Genomic DNA, 17,993 nt, shown 5'->3' on the forward strand with positions numbered 1-17,993 from the left:
GATTTCATGAATATAGGAGTGGTTGTTCACGGACCACACATTGTTGATTCTGGCTACGCAGCACAGCTCATAGAACTCCTTAGAAAATACGGTCATGTGAAGGCAAGACTGGGAGGCACCATGGGAAGAACAGCTGTCTACGACGCCCACCTTGAGGATATCATAGACATCTCAGAGAAGAGACTTCCCAGTGAATCGGTTGACCTCTGTGCAGAGGAGGGCCATGACCTTGTTGTACTCATGAACTATGGAAAATCCCGCATAACCGGCCACGGCTTCGGCTACAAGGTATTCCAGAGGTCGGAGAAGAAACCGCCCATGGTCCAGATAGAAAGACCTGGAGAGCCCGATGGAAGTGTTGTACCCTGGAGGAGGGAGGTACTCCCATTCGCAGAAAAGCTTGCAGATGAACTTGGACTTGAACTGGTGGACCCTGAGGAGATATGCCGTGAAATATTCCATGGAGAGCCATGCAACGAACAGGAACCCGATAGCAGGGAATACCGCAGACTCGTGGGTGTCTCAGAGAACGAGAACATCTTTGTCAACGGTATAGTGGTGGGGACATCAACCTCAGATGACGTCACACTGGTTGCAGAGAACGGCATAATCACAGATATAATCGGGGGCCGCATAAAGAAACACGGCGTCGAAAAGCTTGGAAGGGTTAACCTAAGGGACGCGGTGGTGAAGACAGGACTCCTCAGACGATCCGATGTAAAGCCAAGAAAGGTGAAGCTAAGAGAAAATAATAAGGAGAGATTCAGGGTCTCCTTCCTCAACCACGCAGCAGAGGACATCTACAGCCTTCATGACGCTGACCTGGTTGTCACCGTGGGAGACGACACGACCCTTGTGGCAGCAGACATACTCTACAGGTTTGACGTTCCGATCATTGGCATCACAGATGGAGACATTGACAGGGTTGTCAGGAATGGTTTCAAATGCTCAGGTTCCATCATAATAGAATTTGAGGGAGGATGGGATGATATAGTGGGTGAGAGATCTACAGGAGCTATTCAGGGGCAGTGACACAATTGAAGTGGAGGACTTGGAAACTTTTAAAAAGGATCTGCTACAGATTATAGATAATACAGGTGCAGAATACACTGTGAGATACACCTAAACGATACAAAGAGGTGTGGAATTGGATTTAGATGATATCATCCATTCCCTTAAAAATTTTGAGGGTGTAACAAGAAAAAGACCGATAAAGAATATTGTTTCTATTCTGAATGATGCCTACAATGTTTCAGGAAACACCTACCTCGGCTACGGTGACGACGCATCTGCAATAAGGATCGGGGACGGGAAACTTCTTCTACTGGCCGCAGATGGCATATGGGGCCGCCTGATGGACGCCGACCCCTACTGGGCAGGTTACTGTTCCGTCCTTGTTAACGTTAATGACATCGCGGCCATGGGTGGTAAACCTGTGGGTATGGTCAATGTACTGTCAATAAACTCCAGTGAAACCTGTTACAGTGTCATGGAGGGCATAAGGGATGGTGCAGATAAATTCGGGGTTCCAATGGTGGGGGGTCACGTTCACCCCGACACCCCCTACGATGCCCTTGATGTTTCAATTGCAGGGATAGCATCCGAGGATGCCATCATAACAAGCTGTGACGCCAGGCCAGGGGACCGGGTAATTGTTGGGATAGACCTTGATGGAAGGCCACACCCGTCATTTCCACTGAACTGGGATACAACCACGCATAAGAGCCCCGAGGATGTGCAGGCACAGATAGACATCATGGCAGAACTTGCTGAGAGGCACCTCGTAACCGCAGGGAAGGACATAAGTAACCCTGGCACACTCGGAACACTTGGAATGCTCCTTGAAGCTTCGAATGTGGGGGCGAGAATTGAAATGGAATCCATTCCAAGGAACAGATCCGTTGATTGGGACAGCTGGCTTAAGATGTATCCAGGATCAGGTTTTGTTTTAACGGCAGCACCTGAAAATGTAAATGAATGTGTGGAGCTACTGGAGTCCGTCGGAATAACAGCATCAGATGCTGGCGAAATAATAGCCGATCAGAGGCTTTATCTGAGGGTTGATGATGATGAGGGGGTCCTCTTTGACCTTAAAAGTGAAATAATAACAGGAGTGACCGAGGAGAGATTGTGAAAGATTATGTGGAGATTGATTTGGGGAAACAGGTTGAGTGAAGAAAGTCTATGAGGGAGAAATCATGTTTGTTAAGGTCAACGGGGAGGAAGTAGAACTTCCGGATGGATCCACGGTGAGGGATGCCCTTGAGGCAACCGGCGCCCCCTACGTGGAGGGGACACTGGTGTGCCTCATAAGCGGTACAAGGGAACTTGAGAGGACGATAGACACATACCGCATCAGGACAACGACAGGCAGCATACTTCTGGAACTTCTGCCGGACGATGCACCTGGCATAGTAGAGGAATGGCGAAGGATCTACACTGAGCTTGAAAACATGCGCATCAGGTGGACCACACCATCTGAGATCGCAATGGGGCCCCTAAGGACAGAACTGGAACCCTCAAGGGACGAATTCACCTACGATGAAGATGAGGTTATAATGAGCCTCTCAGGATTCAGCCCGGATTCAACACATATAATAATATCAAAGGAACCCCATTCAGCAGTATACGGTGTCCCAAGGGAGAACAGAGGAGTATTTGCAAGGATAACCGGGGGAAAAAGGACAGTTGAGAGGTTAACCCAGGATGACGTGGTTAAATCGGTTGAACCCGTTGTTGAGAGGAAGAGCATAGTTGAGAGCGCCGCTGTAACAGACCTCAACACGGAACTTGAGGATGGAAACCAGCTCTTCACCTACGTGAAGGTTAAACCCTCCCCTGAATCACCACAGTCAGTGGAACATTTCTTCTCCATGGTGGAGGACGGGAAACTCAGGGTTGACTACGAGGCAAATTCATTCATAGGCTTTTACTCACTCCAGGGGATAAAAAAAGACCCCGAAAAAATCGACAAGAGAAACCGTGGAGCAGTGACACTCAGAAACACGGGAAGGGGCTCTGGAAGGGTCTACATCTACAGGGAGGATAGGGTTTCAACCCCATCCCATAACCTCATAGGCCATGTCACAGAGGGCATGGAACTGGTTGACATAGCAGGCGAGGGCGACCAGATAACAGTGGAATGCGAACCCGGAAGGATAATGACCGTGGCCATGACCCAGAAGGAGGCTGAGGATTACCTCAGGGAATACGGTATAGAACAGATACGTGAGGGTATAATGGACGATGATGCCATTGTGGTGGTCCAGGACCCACCCTACACCATGGACATCCTGAGGGAGGGAAAGGTCAGGACCCTTGGCATTGATCCGGATAAGATTCTTGAGATAGAACTTGATCCGGCTGCCCCCAGATCCTCATGGTACTTCCGCAGGCTCACAGGTCTCATCGACACACCGATAGGATCCCTCAAGGTACACTTCGCCTTCCCTGGAATGAAGGTGGTCATGTTTGAGGGCGATAAATCACTGGCAAAGGGCCTCATACCTGAAAATACACCTGAGAGATGCGTTAAGAAGGGTAACATAGGCATAACCAACATGTCACGGCGCCACATAGGCATGGTGGGTGTCAGACTCGAAGACAACGATGAATATGGCCCCACAGGGGAACCATTCAATGGCACCAACATGATAGGTAAAATCACAGGTGGAATTGAGAATGTTGAAAAACTGAAAGAGGGGGATACCGTATATGTCCGGGAAAGAAAAAGAGGGTGAAAAGGCAACCAGGATGATAATACTGGGCCCATCGGCGAGGCTGAGTTCATCGGAACTTGTCCAGAAACTCCACCTCCTTGGCCTTCCCCTCACAATAAAGTCAACATGCTATGGAGCACTTATCCATGGAGATGAGGACGTGGTGATGGAGGCCGTAAAAAGGATAAGGAGCCTTGACCCCCCCAACATATTCACGAAGGAGAGGGGCTTTCCACCGGGAGACCCCCGGAGATGCAGAGGACACAGGGGGGCCGCCCGGGAGGGATACCATCAGCTTGAGAAGGAATTCAAACTCCTGGGCTACGTATGTGAGGCCCTTGAAAACCCGCAGGAGGTCGCACCCGAAATAAAGGAGAAGATCCCTGTAGATGAATTCCGCAGGATAGCTGAAAAAGCTCAAAAATCAAAACAGAAAACATAGGCTGGTTAAAATGAAAATAACATCATCATCAACTGGAGAGGAACTGAGGGAACTTGGCATCTGCATACATGAACTTGTAAGTCGCCTGCCCCTAACAATAAGGAGCAGGGAATCACCCGGCCTCAGAATAGAGGACGGAAAGGTGGTGGATGATAACTACACAGGACCCGTACTTGAGAAGGTCCTGGAATCAGGGGAAATAGCCAGGGAAACACCTGACAGGGGACCCTACCGGGGGATTCCCGTCGTTGTCGTACCCCTCAAGGAAGAGGGCGAGGTCATATGTGCTGTGGGCATCGTTGACGCGACAAAGGGACTCTTCACAGACATGGTTGAGATAGCCAGAAGACCCCAGGACACAGATAAGGGGGAATTCTATTGAAGATAGCCATATTTCCACCAAACTCACTGATACTGGCGGATCTTGTTGAGAGAAGGGGACATGAGCCACTGGTAATCCAGAAGGAAATAAAAAAGAAGGTCACAGACCCTGAAATAGACTCACCTCCCTTCAATATAACCGAAGAGGACCCAATCAGGGGACTGAAGTACGCTGCAATAGAGGTTCCATCAGGTGTCAGGGGGAGGATGTCAATCTTCGGCCCGCTCATAGAGGAGGCAGATGCAGCCATAATAATGGAGGAGGCACCCTTCGGCTTCGGGTGCATAGGCTGCGCAAGAACCAACGAACTCTGCGTCTTCCAGCTCAGGAAGAGGGGCATACCAACCCTTGAACTTAAATATCCCCGCACACGTGAGGAGACAATAGATGTTGTCAATAAGATAAATAATTTCTTAGATGAACTGGAGGCTCAAAATGGTTAAAATAGCCCAGATTTCATGCGGAACCGACTACAGCGGTGTTCAGAAGGAAATTGAAAAGGCCGCCGAAACCTTCGGGGCGGAGATAGTGATCCCCGAGGCTGACCTCGACTACATAGATGAGGCCTATGAAAAGTTCGGGTTCAACTGTGCCAGCTCAAGCATAAAACTGATGATAGCCAGGGCAATGTCCCTAGTGGAGGGTAAAACAGATGCCGACGCAGTCTTCATAGCAACTTGCTTCAGATGTGCCGAGGGCGCCCTTGTAAGGAATGAGCTCAGGAGGTTCATCCAGCAGAACACCAGACTGCCAGTGGTAACCTACTCATTCACAGAGAGGACCAAGGCAGATGAACTGTTCATACGTATGGAGGCCCTGGCCACCATAGTCGCAAGGAAGAGCATACTGGCAAGGGAGAAACAGGAGGGCCTCACCCTGGGTATCGACTCAGGATCAACAACAACCAAGGTTGTACTCATGGAGGATAATGAGGTCATAGGTACCGGGTGGCTGCCAACAACCGATGTCATAGGTTCAGCAGAGAAGGGCATAGAGGAGGCACTCTCAGGGACCGGCTACAAACTTGAGGATATTGATGGAATGGGTGTCACAGGATACGGTAGACTCACAATAGGGAAGCACTACGGGGCGGACCTAATCCAGGAGGAGCTGAGCGTCAACTCCAAGGGTGCGGTGTTCCTGGCAGACCACCAGAAGGGAGAGGCAACGGTGCTGGACATAGGTGGTATGGACAACAAGGTCATCACGGTCAACGATGGCATACCAGACAACTTCACCATGGGGGGTATCTGTGCCGGTGCCTCCGGCCGTTTCCTTGAGATAACCGCCAGGAGACTCGGCGTGGAGATAGATGAGCTCGGAAGCCTCGCCCTCAAGGGCACTTACAGGAAGGCCCTTCTGAACAGCTACTGCATAGTCTTCGGTATACAGGACCTTGTCACAGCCCTGGCAGCAGGGACCTCCCGCGAGGATGCAGCAGCGGCAGCATGTCACTCTGTGGCTGAACAGGTCTACGAGCAACAGCTTCAGGAAATAGATGTCAGGGAGCCCCTCATACAGGTTGGAGGAACATCACTTATAGAGGGCCTTGTCAAGGCAGTCAGCGACATCCTTGGAGGTATAGATGTCATAGTGCCCCCATACTCACAGCACATCGGTGCAGTGGGAGCGGCGCTCCTTGTTTCAGGGATGAAGAAGGCCGGTGAGGGTTAATATGGGGATACAGATAGAATGCTATGACCCCCGCGGGGCAGCGGTGTACGACATAATCACCAGGCAGGTTCTCCAGGACCTGCAGCTTTCAAGGGCCATAGATGACCTGAGGATATGGGTTGATCCAAGGGAACCGGTTTTCATAATAGCTGTTAAGACACAGAAAACATCCGAACCCATTCACCTTGAGGATATGGCTGAAATGGAGGTTGATAAGGCCACGGGTTCCATTCATCTAAGGATAAAGGATGAGACCTACCTCCCACAGCTACTTGAAAGGTTATGGGAAACACAGGGAAGGGGCAGGGTCCGCCAGCCCTCGAGGTTTGAGGTGATAATTGAGGACCCGGTCTCGGGTATCACAGGAATGACGGTCCATGACCCCTCACTCAACCTCAAGAAGAGGGTATACGATGCAATCTTCAGGATAATACCCGAGGGATTCCGGGTTATAAGGGATCTATCTGAGGACAACCTGATAGCCCTCGTATGCACCGATGAGGTACTCAGGGATGAATGGGTCCTGAAGGCGAAGGAGATAATTGACGGGATGAGGTGAAGAAATGCCAGATCAGAGACAGACAAGATTTGCACACATAACAAAGGCCCACCCATGCTTTAACGAGAAACTGCATGACAGGGTTGGAAGGGTACATGTTCCAATAGCACCCCGCTGCAACATTCACTGTAAATTCTGCACCAGGGACATAAATGAATGTGAAAGACGGCCTGGGGTTACAGGAAGGCTCATGACAGCTGATGATGCCATAAAACACGTGGAAAAGGTTAAGGAGGAGATGCCAATAAGTGTAATTGGTGTGGCCGGTCCAGGAGACGCTCTGGCCAATGAGGAGACATTCGAGTTCTTCAAAAAGGCCAGCAAGAAATTCCCGGACCTCCTTAAATGTATGAGCACCAACGGACTTCTCCTACCGGACAGGGCAGATGAACTCGCAGAACTTGGGATTAACACCGTCACCGTCACCGTGAACGCAGTGGACCCCGAGATAGGGGAGAAGATATACTCCTTCGTCGTCTACAAGGATAAGGTCTACCATGGAAGGGAGGCATTTGAAGTTCTCTCAAGGAACCAGCTGGAGGGTATTGAGAAGCTCGCTGAGAGGGGGATAATTGTAAAGGTCAACAGCGTCCTCATACCCGGACTCAACGATGAACACATAGTTGACATTGCAAGGGAGGTTAAAAAGAGGGGAGCGTCCCTCATGAACATAATACCACTCATCCCCATGGGCGAGATGAAGGACTACCCGAGACCAACATGTGAACAGATCGAGAGGGTCCGCAACGAAGTTGAAAAGATAATACCAGTGTTCAGGGCATGTACACAGTGCAGGGCAGACGCCTACGGAATCCCCGGGAAGAAAGAAGCTGATAAACACCTTGACATGACACCAGCAAGCCACTACTGACCATGGATAGATGAACATGAAGACCATTGAATGGAAGGATGGAGAGCTGGTCCTCATCGACCAGCGCAAGCTACCTGACTCCCTCGAGTACTTCCGCTGCAGGGACTACAGGGACGTTATATATGCCATAAAGAACATGGTTGTCAGGGGTGCACCGGCAATAGGGGTTACAGCAGCATTCGGGGTTGCAATGGCGGAACTCGCCGGTGAGGATGTTGAGGTGGCAGCAGAGGAAATAAAGGCATCTAGACCAACAGCAGTGAACCTGTTCTGGGCCGTTGACCGTGTGATGAAATCAGAATCTCCCCTGGATGAGGCCATCACAATGTACATGGAGGACATGGAGACCAACAGGGCAATAGGAAGACACGGCGCTGGGCTCATAGAGGATGGTGACACGGTTTTAACCCACTGCAATGCAGGGGCCCTTGCCTGCGTTGACTACGGAACAGCCCTTGGGGTTATAAGGGCCGCATGGGATGATGGGAAAAGGTTAACAGTCATATGTGATGAAACAAGGCCAGTCGGCCAGGGTGCAAGGCTCAGTGTCTGGGAGATGCAGCAGGAGGGCATACCCGTTAAGCTGATAACGGATGTTGCAGCAGGCTACCTGATGCAGACTGGCATGATCGATAAGGTGATAATAGGCGCCGACCGTATCGCAGAGGGGGGCGTGGCAAATAAGATAGGCTCCCTCATGGTTGCCCTGGCAGCAAAACGTTTCAATGTCCCCTTCTATGTTGCAGCACCCATGAGCACATTTGACACGGAAAACTCCATCTATGACATCGAAATCGAGGAGCGGGATCCTGCAGAGGTTCTATATTATGGTGGATGCAGGATAGCGCCGCAGGATACAGAGGCCATTAACCCTGCATTTGATATCGTACCATCGGACCTCATATCAGGTATTATAACTGAGAAGGGTATCCTTGACCCCCTCTAGACTCTGAAATCATAGAATAAACCCCTTTTTTATATCAGGGAGTTATACCCTTTTCATTTTTTTCTGTATCTGAAGAGGGAGTTTTCCTTATTCTTGCGTCGATGCCCATATGCCAGACCCCGGGGCTCCTTGATTTAACCCTCCGCATATCAAGGACATCAACATGGAAGGGCTTCGCAGCCTCCTTCAAACGGTTCACAGGCGTTTTGAAGTCCCTTGCAAATTCATAGTAGTGTATCACTCCACCGTCCCGCAAGGCCCTGATGGCATCATCAAGAAATTCGCAGGCACTTCCAGGGAGGTTCATTATAATATGGTCAGCGAAGCACTCCCTGTCCCTGAGAAACTCCCTAACATCACCTTCAACTGCAACTATAACATCCTCTGCATGGTTCAATCTGGCATTCTCCTCTATGTACCTCACAGCCGCAGGATTTATGTCAACGGCGTAGACGCGTGAAGCCCTTCCATGCCTTGCAACTGCAATGGCGAAGGGTCCAGCCCCGGCGAACATGTCAAGGACAACCTCACCATCCTTCACCTGAGCCGCTACAGTTTCCCTCTCATTTGCAAGTCTGGGGCTGAAGTACACGTCCTTTATATCCACCTTTATCCGGCTTCCATACTCCTGATGTATGGTCTCTGACAGCGCTGACCCTGCAATCAGTTCAAGTTCTCTGGTCCTGGTAACTCCCTTCACACCACTCCTCTTCATGTAGACAGCCTTTCTGCCTGTGAATTCAAGGGCGGCTTCACCAATGATGAAACGGTAATCCTGAAGCTCCTCCGGTATCTCAAGTATCACAGTATCTCCTATTATGTCAAATGACCTCCTGATTGATGCAAGGGCGTCTTCAGGGATTTTTGATTTCAGTATGTCGGTGAACCTTGCAGGGGAGCGTTTGCTCTCCTTAAATTCCCGATCAACAATTTCAGCACCATCGATCTCAGGGATCCTGACGTCCTCCCTGAGGGGTATGTAAACGTGCTCATGGTCCCGGCTTATACGGTAGTCCCTGTTCAGCAGTGACCCAGCAACAAGCATCTTTATGATATCATTCGCCATCCTCTTTGGAACCTTCAAGCCCTTCATGATTGAAACTTCCCCTATCTTGAGTCACTTATTATATTGGTCACGTGCATATATACCGTTATTAATGGTTTCTGATACTGATTAGGGAGGGTTAAGATGCTATACATAATTGGACTGGGACTCTACGACGAGAATGACATATCAATCAAGGGCCTGAGGGCCATAGAGGACTGTGACGAGGTTTACGCTGAATTCTACACTGCAATGCTCCAGGGGTCCAGTTTATCGGCAATCGAGAGGAGAATAGGTAGGAGTGTGAAGGTCCTGGGGAGGGGAGAAATCGAGGAGGAAAGAATCCCCATTGAAAGGGCCCTGGAGCTTGATGTGGCCCTCCTTGTTGCAGGGGATCCCCTTGTTGCAACAACACACACGGAGCTTCTCATAGACGCCCACAGGAGGGGCATAGAGACAAGGGTTATCCATTCGTCATCCATAATATCAGCCGCTCCTGGTCTCGCAGGCCTTCAGGCCTACAAGTTTGGAAGGATAATCACAATACCATTCACCTCTGATAACTACTTTCCCACATCACCCTACACCAACATAGGGGAGAACCTTAAGGCAGGTTCCCACTCCCTTGTGCTCCTGGATATCGAGGCCCACAGGAATAGATACATGACGGCAACTGAGGGGCTCAGGTATCTCCTGAAGGCATCAGAGAAACTTGATGATGGTACAATTAGTGGCGAAACCCTTGCAGTTGTCATAGCAAGGGCTGGCTCTGAGAAGCCCCTTGTGAGGGCTGATAAAATAGCTACACTCGTTGAGGAGGACTTCGGTGATCCACTCCACTGTCTTGTGGTCCCGGCGGGCCTTCATTTCATTGAGGCGGACTATCTTGTTGAGATTGCAGGGGCACCCCGGGCAGTGGTGGAGAGGATGATCCTATAGCCTATCTCAGGAGATACTCACATTTTTCAACATTCTGGAGGGGGATGATTATCTCCCTTTTCCCGAATTCCCTCTCAGAGAAGCTCACCAGTATGACGCATTTCTCCTTATCAACCTTTATCATTTCAACCCCAAATTCACCCCTCTTGAAGTGATGGACGGTCCCGTTTATCATGGTGAGCTCCATCTTTTCTATCATCTAAACACCACTTAATTATCTGTCAGGGTTTTTATTTATAACTTGGCAGCGATCATGGATTTTCAGTGTCGTCTGGGCTGGCGGTTATTTCGTCAGTGATTATGGAATGTTCATGGTTTCTGAAGAGACACCATGCGTGTGGTTGTGAAAGTTATTATTGTGATTATGGAATATTCTCGATGTCCTATCCCGAAAGATTATTCATTTTTAGAAGCAGAGTAGTTACAGGGGCATGACATTTTTCTCATAACCGAGGAGGTGTTAGTGTGGGCAGAGTGCATGTTGATGGGGGTAAATCAACACGTGACCTCATAGACGCCAGGAAACTGATTGAGCTGCTTCCACTGAAACCAGGAGATACGTTCCTCGATGCTGGATGTGGTGATGGCTTCATTTCACTTGAGGCGGTGAATGCTGTGGGAGATGAGGGAATGGTAATTGCAGTTGACATATACCCACCATCAGTTGAAGCCCTCAGATCAGCCGCTTCAGGGATCAAAAACATTGTAACACTCCTTGATGATATAACAGGGAGGCTTCCGGTCCCCGATGGGACAGTTGACATTTATTTCATGGCAAACGTGTTCCATGGGATAGTTGCAAATGGGGAGGTTGACCTCCTCCTTGCCGAGGTGAGGAGACTTCTGAGGGATGATGGTAAACTCGCCATAGTTGATTTTAAGAAAATTCCAGGAACCCCGGGTCCACACCTTGACCTGAGGCTATCTGAGGATGAGGTCATCGGGATACTCAGGGAAAAGGGATTTGAGGTCGAGGATGTGGTGGATGCAGGGTCTTTTCATTATCTTGTTGTGGGGTCTCCTTTGTGACCGGAGCCGGCCCATTAGCTGCTGGAGTCTAATCGTTGGAGTACTGCAAAATTAGTATAGAGGTGTGTATCTCTGGAGGAATTCCTGCTTCTCACGGTCCAGAATCCTCAGCGCTGACATGTTCTGGGGTGATGAGGCAGCACGCTCCTCAACAAGGTTTCTGAGTGTTCCGTTTCTGATATGCTCACGGACCTCGCTGATTATTAGCTCAAGGGTGTGCCTGTTTCTCTCCATGAGATCCCCTGCTCCAGCATCACAGATACCGTAGGTGTCCAGTGGATAGGTGTGACTCTCTGTCAGGAGGATGTTGAGTCTCCCATATAGCTCTGCAGTGGCATCTGAGAAGAGGTCCATGCCCATGTAGGTGAGGATGGGAATGAATGCAGGGTGTGAGAAGGTTGAGCAAAGCAGGGTTTCAGGCTTCAAAGATTCCCTCAGTGCAGTTAGAATTCTCACAAGGTCACCGGGCCTCTGAAGCAGTTCATCCATATTTGCCACTATGAGCCTCCTGAACCCCATCTCCTCAAGTTCAAGGGCACACCTTATCCGCAGGTCCTGGTAGCTGGATCCATGTATGAAGGCATAATCTGCAGCGGAACCTGAGGCCATCCTGAGGGTTTCATCAACACCCCACTCTGCAATTTCCCTGGGGACACTGTAGGGTATGGTCTCATGGGGTGCTATCTCCATCCCGTCATGTTCAAGGAGTAGAGGTGTTTCAGTATCATCCAGGAGGCCCAGCCTTGCAGGACCGTCATGTAACTTTATCTGGTATCTGCTCATGATCATGCACCGTCATACCTACTTGAGGCACCCTTCTACTTAACCATTTCCAGAATGCTGTAACCTTAAAGGTTACACTCTCGCGAATTTTAGGAATCTTTATATAGAGATGAGAGTCACAGTCTAATAAGAAAAATCTGAGGTTTGCTAACCAGGGATATTTCAGGGTGTGAAAACAATGTCAGTTCTAAAACGCCTAAAGGAAATGTTGATGGGTGAGAAGAAGGAAGAGGACAGCAAAACAGAGAAACCAGTGGAAACAGAGACTCCCAGCGAGCCCATTAAAGAAACTGAGAAACCTCAACCTGAAGAAAAACCTTCAGCTGAACCTTCATCATCTGCATCTGAAACCTCCGATGCCCCTGAGGAACCTGTGAAGGTTTCTGAGGCCCCTGAGGCTGAGGAGACTGTTAAGGTCCCTGAAGCCCCAGAGAAGGAAACTGCAGATGCTGATGAAGTTGAAACTGAAGAACCAGCTGAAACCTCCGATGAAGATGAGGAGGTTGTTGAGGATGAAACCTCTTCGGAGGATTCTGATTCCGATGAGGAATCAGAGGATGAGGAGGAAAAAAGCGAAAGGAGTGATATAATGACCCTACTGCAGAGAGAGGAAAACATAATCAGAAAGGGTAATATTGACAAGGAATTCTCTGAAAAAATAAAAGCAGCAGGCGGAGACAGTCTGGAATACTGTTTCCAGTGCGGTACATGCACAGGTTCATGCCCATCAGGAAGAAGAACCCCATACAGGGTAAGGCAGATAATAAGGAAGGCCAACGTGGGATTAAAGGACGAAATAATCTCAGATCCAGCACTCTGGATGTGCACCACCTGCTACTCCTGCCAGGAAAGGTGTCCACGTAAGGTCAAAATCGTGGATGTTGTGAAACTTGCAAGGAACGAGGCAGCCAAGGCAGGATTCATGGCACCAGCCCACAAGGCAGTTGGATCATTCGTTATAAAAACAGGCCATGGCGTGCCAATAAACGACGCAACAATGGAACTCCGAAAGGCAGTTGGCCTCGGAGAACTACCACCAACAACACACCAGTTCCCAGAAGCCCTTGAAGAGGTTCAGAAAATCATCAAGGCAACAGGCTTCGACCAGTTAATAGGATACAACTGGGAAACAGGTGAACTAGAATAGGGAGGCATGTAAATGGAAATCGCATACTTTTTAGGATGTATCATGAACAACAGGTACCCTGGAATTGAAAAGGCAACAAGAGTCCTCTTCGATAAACTCGGAATCGAACTCAAGGACATGGAAGGGGCATTCTGCTGCCCGGCACCAGGGGTCTTCGGTTCATTCGACAAGACAACATGGGCTGCAATAGCAGCAAGGAACATCACCATCGCTGAGGAGATGGGTTCAGACGTCATGACAGAATGTAACGGATGCTTCGGGTCACTGTTTGAAGCAAACCACCTCCTCAAGGAAGACGAGGAAATGAGGGCAAAAATCAATGAGATCCTCAAGGAAGCAGGAAGGGAATACAAGGGTGAAATAAACGTAAGGCACCTGGCTGAAATTCTTTACAATGATGTGGGACTTGACAAACTCTCAGAAGTCGTTGAAAAACCCCTCAACCTCAACGTGGCAGTGCACTACGGATGCCACTTCCTCAAACCAAGCGAAGAGATAAACATAGACAACCCTGAAAGGCCAACAATACTGGACGAACTTGTTGAGGTCACCGGAGCAAAATCAGTTGACTACAAGGACAAGATGATGTGCTGCGGTGCCGGTGGTGGAGTAAGATCCAGGGACCTGGATGTTGCCCTGGACTTCACAATGGAAAAACTCAGAAACATGAAGGAAGCAGGTGTGGATGCAATAGTCAACGTCTGCCCATTCTGCCACCTTCAGTTTGACGTGGGTCAGATGGAGATCAAGGACAAGTTCGGTGAAGAATTCGACATACCAGTACTCCACCTTGCACAGCTGCTGGGACTTGCAATGGGTCTTCCAAAAGAGGACCTTGTGGTTGACGCTCACCAGGTATGTGTCGACGAGTGCCTTGAAAAACTCGAGGAACTCGACCGCCTCGCACCTGGAAGCGGATAAACCCCTAAATTATTTATTTTTTCAGGGGAGTTAAACTCCCATAAAGTAAACCAGAGGTGTTTTTTTGTTTATAGCCACTTTAAAGGGAATATTCACCCTTAAGGATCTTCCAGAAGAATTCAGACCCTTCGTGGACTACAAGGCGGGACTTGAGAAAAAGAAGCTCTCAGATGATGATGAAATAGCCATAATATCCATTAAGGGCACTCAGAGCAACCATGTGCTCTTCCTCAGCTCCTACAACAGCGTTGATGAGATCCGAAAGGAGCTGGAGGAGGCAGGTGCAAAGATAAATCATACAACCCTAAAAATTCTGGAAGGACACCTATGACACTACCAGTAGAACAGACATGGTTTGTCCTGGTTGAACTTCTAACAGACCTTAGAAAAAGGGATGTGGATGTACCCACATCAATCACAGAGGACGTAAGGCTGGTCAGGACGTCAATAAACTTCTACAAATCAGACCCTGAAAACCCTGAAATGATGAAGGAGCTCAAGAGAATAAATGACATGCTAAACTCCATCCAGGAGGAACTCCTTGAACTCGCAGAGACAGTCTCCTCAGATTACCCTGCACAGTGGATTGAAAAACTGAAAAGGGCGGCTAGGGGGGAGGAGGTCCACAGACCCCCACAGACCAAATCAAAATTCATTGTCGGGGCGCCGCCAGGATTTGCAGCTGCAAGGGTTCACCTCAGGGAACCACTTGCAGAGGACAGGGTCCAGGACATCGCCGAAACCCACAGTCTGATAATAGAATTCGAAGAGTATGACCTTATAGCGATTTACGGTGACTCAGAGGACATAAAGAAAGGCCTTAGAGAAATAGGCTCATTTTTCAGGGAATAGGGGCGTGATTTTTCGTGAAAATCCTTGCAGTTAGTGACCTCCATGGATCAAACATCCCGGAACTTCACAGTTACCTGAAAAATAACAGGGTGGACATTATTGTTGTAGCCGGGGACATAACCCACTTCGGTCCCCCTGAACTTGCCGAGGAACTGCTAAATGACCTGGCATCACACAAGATACCGGTGGTAGCTGTACCTGGAAACTGTGACCCCCATGGGATCGCATCCAGAATCGAAAATTCCAGAGCCATCAATATCCACGCGAGAACCCTCAGTGTTAAGAATGTTACCTTCTGCGGACTTGGCGGTTCCAATCCAACACCCTTCAACACACCCCTTGAACTGGGAGAGGATGAGATACGCAGCGAACTGGATAAACTCCTTGAGAACCTCAAAGGGAATGATAGGCTGATTCTTGTAACCCATGCACCACCACATGGAACCGGTGTTGACAGGATTCCCTCCGGGGATAACGTGGGAAGCACCGGTGTGAGGGATGTGATTGAGAAGCATCAGCCATGCATCAACATCTGCGGCCACATCCATGAGTCCCCCGGTGTGGAACGTCTTGGTGAAACCCTCATAGTAAACCCGGGGCAGCTTTCCGAGGGCAGGGCAGCTCTCATTGAAATTGACGATGATGGCTCCGTAAGGGCCGAAATCTTAAACCTCAAATCCAGTTAAATATATAAAAACTGGATTCCAGATTATCACTGAATTCTTTTTGAGGTGAGATCATGATAATGGTTCAGGGAGAGGTAAGTGGAAAGAAATACACAGAGCCATTCTCCAAGGGTGTTCTGGCACGTTCACTGACCCGGGCAGAGATGGATCCAAACAGGGCATACACCTTCGCTTCAAGGATTGAGGCTCACCTTAAAAAGAATAAGGTGGATCTGATAACCATTGAGGAACTGGTTGAAATCGTCTCTGAACATCTCAGGAAGGAGGACCCCGAGGTTGCAGAGAAGTACATGCTCTGGCGAAAGATAAGACAGTGCAAGGAGCCCCTCATAATACTCATAGGCGGTGCTTCAGGTGTGGGAACATCATCAATCGCCTTTGAAGTTGCAAACCGCCTTGGAATAAGGAACATGATAAGTACCGACATGATAAGAGAGGTCATGCGTAAGATAGTCTCCAGGGAACTTCTTCCATCCATCTACGAATCCAGCTACACAGCCTACCAGTCCCTCAGGATACCCCCACCACCGGAACTAGACGAGGTCCTCATAGGATTCAGGGACCACGTTGAAAGTGTGAGCATAGGTGTGGAGGCAGTAATTGAGAGGGCGCTGACAGAGGGGATAAGCATAGTTATTGAGGGCGTGCACATAGTCCCTGGTTTCATAAGGGAGGACCTTGTTAACAAGGAAAACGTTGCAATGTTTGTCCTGACGGTCTCTGATGAGAACGTTCATAAGGGGAGGTTCTATTCACGCTGCAGGCAGATGTGGGCCAGAAGACCCCTTAAAAGATACATAAGTTACTTCTGGGCCATCAGAAGGATTCACAGATACATAGAAAACCAGGCACGAAAACACGGTGTGCCTGTAATTGAGAACATAGATGTTGTAACAACAATTGACTCGATCATCAAATCATTAACAAAGACAACTGTTAAAGGAGGAGAAAAAGGTGCTGAAAAGACTGAATGAGGTTAAGGTTGAGGATGTAATGACACGTGATGTTATAACAGTCGAGCCATCTGAGGATGTCGTTTTTGCATTTGAAAAACTGATGAAGCACAGGATAAGCGCACTTCCCGTACTGGAGGAAGGTAAGCTTGCTGGAATCGTCACCGCATCAGACCTAGGTCACAACCTCATACTTGACAACTATGAGCTTGGAACCACAGTCGGTGAGGTCATGGTAAAGGATGTTGCAACCGTGGCCCCGGGGGAGACCCTGGCAGATGCCATTGAAAAGATGAATGACTACTCATCTGATGAGGGAATCATAAACCAGCTTGTTGTGGTGGATGATGGGGATATGGTTGGCATAATTGCCGATGGGGATATCATAAGGGCCCTCAAAACTCTTTAACCCCAGAATCCAGTAATAATGTATATTGCAGATGATAGGATAATGCATGTGGGTATCGTGACTATCCAGGTATAGGCTATGTGTCCTATAACATCATACTTTACTGTTGATGTCCCATGTGCAATTCCCACACCTATCACTGATCCGACGAGTGTCTGTGTTGGTGATACAGGCATACCATAACCCATGAAAAGGTAAACTATAATTGCAGCTGCCAGCTGGGCTGAAAAGCCCCTGCTTGGTGTTAGATCTGTTATCCTTCTCCCAATTGTTTCTGTAACCCTGTTACCTGCAAGGAGGATTCCCGCAACAAGGCCGATGGCCCCCAGGATTCTGATCCAGTTTCCTCCGAAACTTCCCACTGCGAATATAACCCCTGTGGCAACAGCTATATCTATAGCCCCGAGGTTAAGGGCTGAGAATGATGAGCTCGCTATCTGGAGATAGGAAAAAATCTTCTCAGCACGATCCCTGAGTCCCATACCCTGAAGTGCTTTTATTATCATATTCCTGATGGCATGGTATATAAGGAATCCCATTAAAAGACCTGCGAGGGGGGGGGATATGATCCAGCTTAGGACTATGAATCCGATGACATCCAGCCGCATGTTCTGGATCCCAACTGCAGCAACCCCG

General features: G+C 49.0%; 23 protein-coding genes (1 of these 23 cut by a window edge). 19 read left to right on the top strand and 4 right to left on the bottom strand.

The window, feature by feature from the left end; all coding sequences use genetic code 11:
• Positions 1–6: 6 nt before the first annotated feature.
• The 10 genes from MTH_RS08925 to mtnA all read left to right on the top strand — a co-directional run bounded on the left by MTH_RS08925 (position 7) and on the right by mtnA (position 8,593).
• Entirely contained in the window at positions 7–1,032 is a 1,026-nt protein-coding gene (locus tag MTH_RS08925; protein ID WP_010877465.1) for a DUF2117 family protein, read from the top strand.
• A gap of 115 nt (positions 1,033–1,147) precedes the next feature.
• Complete coding sequence (locus tag MTH_RS08930; RefSeq protein WP_048061160.1) at positions 1,148–2,134, top strand: methanogenesis marker 2 protein; 987 nt, start codon at positions 1,148–1,150, stop codon at positions 2,132–2,134.
• A gap of 64 nt (positions 2,135–2,198) precedes the next feature.
• Positions 2,199–3,740 carry a methyl-coenzyme M reductase-associated protein Mmp3 gene (locus MTH_RS08935; RefSeq protein ID WP_048061161.1) on the top strand — a complete coding sequence of 514 codons (1,542 nt, stop codon included), beginning with the start codon at positions 2,199–2,201 and terminating at the stop codon, positions 3,738–3,740.
• Positions 3,715–4,161 (top strand): methanogenesis marker 6 protein, encoded by a 447-nt coding sequence (locus tag MTH_RS08940; RefSeq protein WP_048061162.1) that lies wholly within the window; start codon positions 3,715–3,717, stop codon positions 4,159–4,161. Before MTH_RS08935 ends, MTH_RS08940 begins: the two co-directional genes overlap by 26 nt.
• 10 nt (positions 4,162–4,171) lie before the next feature.
• Complete coding sequence (locus MTH_RS08945) at positions 4,172–4,543, top strand: DUF2111 domain-containing protein (protein WP_010877469.1); 372 nt, start codon at positions 4,172–4,174, stop codon at positions 4,541–4,543.
• Entirely contained in the window at positions 4,540–4,986 is a 447-nt protein-coding gene (locus MTH_RS08950) for a methanogenesis marker 5 protein (RefSeq protein ID WP_010877470.1), read from the top strand. The genes MTH_RS08945 and MTH_RS08950 overlap by 4 nt, the downstream gene beginning before the upstream one ends.
• Entirely contained in the window at positions 4,979–6,217 is a 1,239-nt protein-coding gene (locus MTH_RS08955) for a methanogenesis marker 15 protein (protein ID WP_010877471.1), read from the top strand. Before MTH_RS08950 ends, MTH_RS08955 begins: the two co-directional genes overlap by 8 nt.
• Before the next feature lies 1 nt (position 6,218).
• Positions 6,219–6,776 carry a methanogenesis marker 17 protein gene (locus MTH_RS08960; RefSeq protein ID WP_010877472.1) on the top strand — a complete coding sequence of 186 codons (558 nt, stop codon included), beginning with the start codon at positions 6,219–6,221 and terminating at the stop codon, positions 6,774–6,776.
• A gap of 4 nt (positions 6,777–6,780) precedes the next feature.
• Positions 6,781–7,647: a FeMo cofactor biosynthesis protein NifB gene (nifB, locus tag MTH_RS08965; RefSeq protein WP_010877473.1), complete on the top strand. Its 867-nt coding sequence runs from the start codon at positions 6,781–6,783 to the stop codon at positions 7,645–7,647.
• Positions 7,648–7,663: 16 nt separating this feature from the next.
• Positions 7,664–8,593, top strand: a complete 930-nt coding sequence (gene mtnA / locus MTH_RS08970; RefSeq protein ID WP_048061163.1) for an S-methyl-5-thioribose-1-phosphate isomerase — start codon at positions 7,664–7,666, stop codon at positions 8,591–8,593.
• A gap of 34 nt (positions 8,594–8,627) precedes the next feature.
• Here the strand turns inward: mtnA and MTH_RS08975 are convergent, their stop codons facing one another.
• On the bottom strand, positions 8,628–9,686 hold the full coding sequence (locus tag MTH_RS08975; protein ID WP_010877475.1) for a class I SAM-dependent methyltransferase: 1,059 nt from the start codon (positions 9,684–9,686) through the stop codon (positions 8,628–8,630).
• Between the two features lie 96 nt (positions 9,687–9,782).
• Here MTH_RS08975 and dph5 point away from each other — a divergent pair, with 96 nt between their 5' ends.
• Positions 9,783–10,577, top strand: a complete 795-nt coding sequence (gene dph5, locus MTH_RS08980) for a diphthine synthase (protein ID WP_010877476.1) — start codon at positions 9,783–9,785, stop codon at positions 10,575–10,577.
• Between the two features lies 1 nt (position 10,578).
• Here the strand turns inward: dph5 and MTH_RS08985 are convergent, their stop codons facing one another.
• A complete protein-coding gene (locus MTH_RS08985; RefSeq protein ID WP_010877477.1) occupies positions 10,579–10,776 on the bottom strand; it encodes a hypothetical protein in 198 nt (65 codons plus the stop codon).
• 266 nt (positions 10,777–11,042) lie between these two features.
• Between MTH_RS08985 and MTH_RS08990 the strand changes: the two genes are divergently transcribed.
• On the top strand, positions 11,043–11,606 hold the full coding sequence (locus tag MTH_RS08990) for a class I SAM-dependent methyltransferase (protein ID WP_010877478.1): 564 nt from the start codon (positions 11,043–11,045) through the stop codon (positions 11,604–11,606).
• A gap of 51 nt (positions 11,607–11,657) precedes the next feature.
• On the opposite strand, the gene MTH_RS08995 is transcribed toward MTH_RS08990, so the two are convergent.
• Positions 11,658–12,389 (bottom strand): archaeosine tRNA-ribosyltransferase, encoded by a 732-nt coding sequence (locus MTH_RS08995; protein ID WP_238374208.1) that lies wholly within the window; start codon positions 12,387–12,389, stop codon positions 11,658–11,660.
• 178 nt (positions 12,390–12,567) lie between these two features.
• Here MTH_RS08995 and hdrC point away from each other — a divergent pair, with 178 nt between their 5' ends.
• From hdrC to MTH_RS09030, 7 genes are all read left to right on the top strand, one after another.
• Complete coding sequence (hdrC, locus tag MTH_RS10135; protein WP_048061164.1) at positions 12,568–13,536, top strand: CoB--CoM heterodisulfide reductase subunit C; 969 nt, start codon at positions 12,568–12,570, stop codon at positions 13,534–13,536.
• Positions 13,537–13,548: 12 nt separating this feature from the next.
• Positions 13,549–14,457: a CoB--CoM heterodisulfide reductase subunit B gene (hdrB, locus tag MTH_RS09005; RefSeq protein WP_010877481.1), complete on the top strand. Its 909-nt coding sequence runs from the start codon at positions 13,549–13,551 to the stop codon at positions 14,455–14,457.
• A 64-nt stretch (positions 14,458–14,521) separates the two neighbouring features.
• A complete protein-coding gene (locus MTH_RS09010) occupies positions 14,522–14,788 on the top strand; it encodes a DUF749 domain-containing protein (RefSeq protein ID WP_010877482.1) in 267 nt (88 codons plus the stop codon).
• The gene (locus tag MTH_RS09015) at positions 14,785–15,309 is read left to right on the top strand and encodes a DUF2096 domain-containing protein (protein WP_010877483.1); all 525 of its coding nucleotides are present in this window, start codon (positions 14,785–14,787) and stop codon (positions 15,307–15,309) included. Before MTH_RS09010 ends, MTH_RS09015 begins: the two co-directional genes overlap by 4 nt.
• Positions 15,310–15,323: 14 nt before the next feature.
• A complete protein-coding gene (locus MTH_RS09020) occupies positions 15,324–15,995 on the top strand; it encodes a metallophosphoesterase (RefSeq protein ID WP_010877484.1) in 672 nt (223 codons plus the stop codon).
• A 53-nt stretch (positions 15,996–16,048) separates the two neighbouring features.
• Complete coding sequence (locus tag MTH_RS09025) at positions 16,049–16,969, top strand: 2-phosphoglycerate kinase (protein ID WP_010877485.1); 921 nt, start codon at positions 16,049–16,051, stop codon at positions 16,967–16,969.
• Positions 16,970–16,988: 19 nt separating this feature from the next.
• Positions 16,989–17,357 carry a CBS domain-containing protein gene (locus MTH_RS09030; protein WP_010877486.1) on the top strand — a complete coding sequence of 123 codons (369 nt, stop codon included), beginning with the start codon at positions 16,989–16,991 and terminating at the stop codon, positions 17,355–17,357.
• Here MTH_RS09030 and MTH_RS09035 read toward each other — a convergent pair.
• Positions 17,354–17,993, bottom strand: the 3' portion of a protein-coding gene (locus MTH_RS09035; RefSeq protein ID WP_010877487.1) for an inorganic phosphate transporter. Its footprint extends 341 nt past the window's final position; the window shows 640 of its 981 coding nt (coding positions 342–981); its start codon lies beyond the right edge, outside the window — the gene reads right to left on this strand; it ends in the stop codon at positions 17,354–17,356. The two genes, MTH_RS09030 and MTH_RS09035, sit on opposite strands and share 4 nt — an antisense overlap.

This window comes from Methanothermobacter thermautotrophicus str. Delta H (genome assembly GCF_000008645.1).
Lineage (GTDB): Archaea > Methanobacteriota > Methanobacteria > Methanobacteriales > Methanothermobacteraceae > Methanothermobacter > Methanothermobacter thermautotrophicus.

Bases quoted from the DNA above. Each gene is read 5' to 3' on its own strand.
- MTH_RS08925 (WP_010877465.1), top strand. From the start codon at position 7: ATGAATATAGGAGTGGTTGTTCACGGACCACACATTGTTGATTCTGGC.
- MTH_RS08935 (WP_048061161.1), top strand. From the start codon at position 2,199: ATGTTTGTTAAGGTCAACGGGGAGGAAGTAGAACTTCCGGATGGATCC.
- MTH_RS08940 (WP_048061162.1), top strand. From the start codon at position 3,715: ATGTCCGGGAAAGAAAAAGAGGGTGAAAAGGCAACCAGGATGATAATA.
- MTH_RS08945 (WP_010877469.1), top strand. From the start codon at position 4,172: ATGAAAATAACATCATCATCAACTGGAGAGGAACTGAGGGAACTTGGC.
- MTH_RS08955 (WP_010877471.1), top strand. From the start codon at position 4,979: ATGGTTAAAATAGCCCAGATTTCATGCGGAACCGACTACAGCGGTGTT.
- MTH_RS08960 (WP_010877472.1), top strand. From the start codon at position 6,219: ATGGGGATACAGATAGAATGCTATGACCCCCGCGGGGCAGCGGTGTAC.
- nifB (WP_010877473.1), top strand. From the start codon at position 6,781: ATGCCAGATCAGAGACAGACAAGATTTGCACACATAACAAAGGCCCAC.
- mtnA (WP_048061163.1), top strand. From the start codon at position 7,664: ATGAAGACCATTGAATGGAAGGATGGAGAGCTGGTCCTCATCGACCAG.
- MTH_RS08975 (WP_010877475.1), bottom strand. From the start codon at position 9,686: ATGAAGGGCTTGAAGGTTCCAAAGAGGATGGCGAATGATATCATAAAG.
- dph5 (WP_010877476.1), top strand. From the start codon at position 9,783: ATGCTATACATAATTGGACTGGGACTCTACGACGAGAATGACATATCA.
- MTH_RS08985 (WP_010877477.1), bottom strand. From the start codon at position 10,776: ATGATAGAAAAGATGGAGCTCACCATGATAAACGGGACCGTCCATCAC.
- MTH_RS08995 (WP_238374208.1), bottom strand. From the start codon at position 12,389: ATGAGCAGATACCAGATAAAGTTACATGACGGTCCTGCAAGGCTGGGC.
- hdrC (WP_048061164.1), top strand. From the start codon at position 12,568: ATGTCAGTTCTAAAACGCCTAAAGGAAATGTTGATGGGTGAGAAGAAG.
- hdrB (WP_010877481.1), top strand. From the start codon at position 13,549: ATGGAAATCGCATACTTTTTAGGATGTATCATGAACAACAGGTACCCT.
- MTH_RS09015 (WP_010877483.1), top strand. From the start codon at position 14,785: ATGACACTACCAGTAGAACAGACATGGTTTGTCCTGGTTGAACTTCTA.
- MTH_RS09025 (WP_010877485.1), top strand. From the start codon at position 16,049: ATGATAATGGTTCAGGGAGAGGTAAGTGGAAAGAAATACACAGAGCCA.
- MTH_RS09030 (WP_010877486.1), top strand. From the start codon at position 16,989: ATGACACGTGATGTTATAACAGTCGAGCCATCTGAGGATGTCGTTTTT.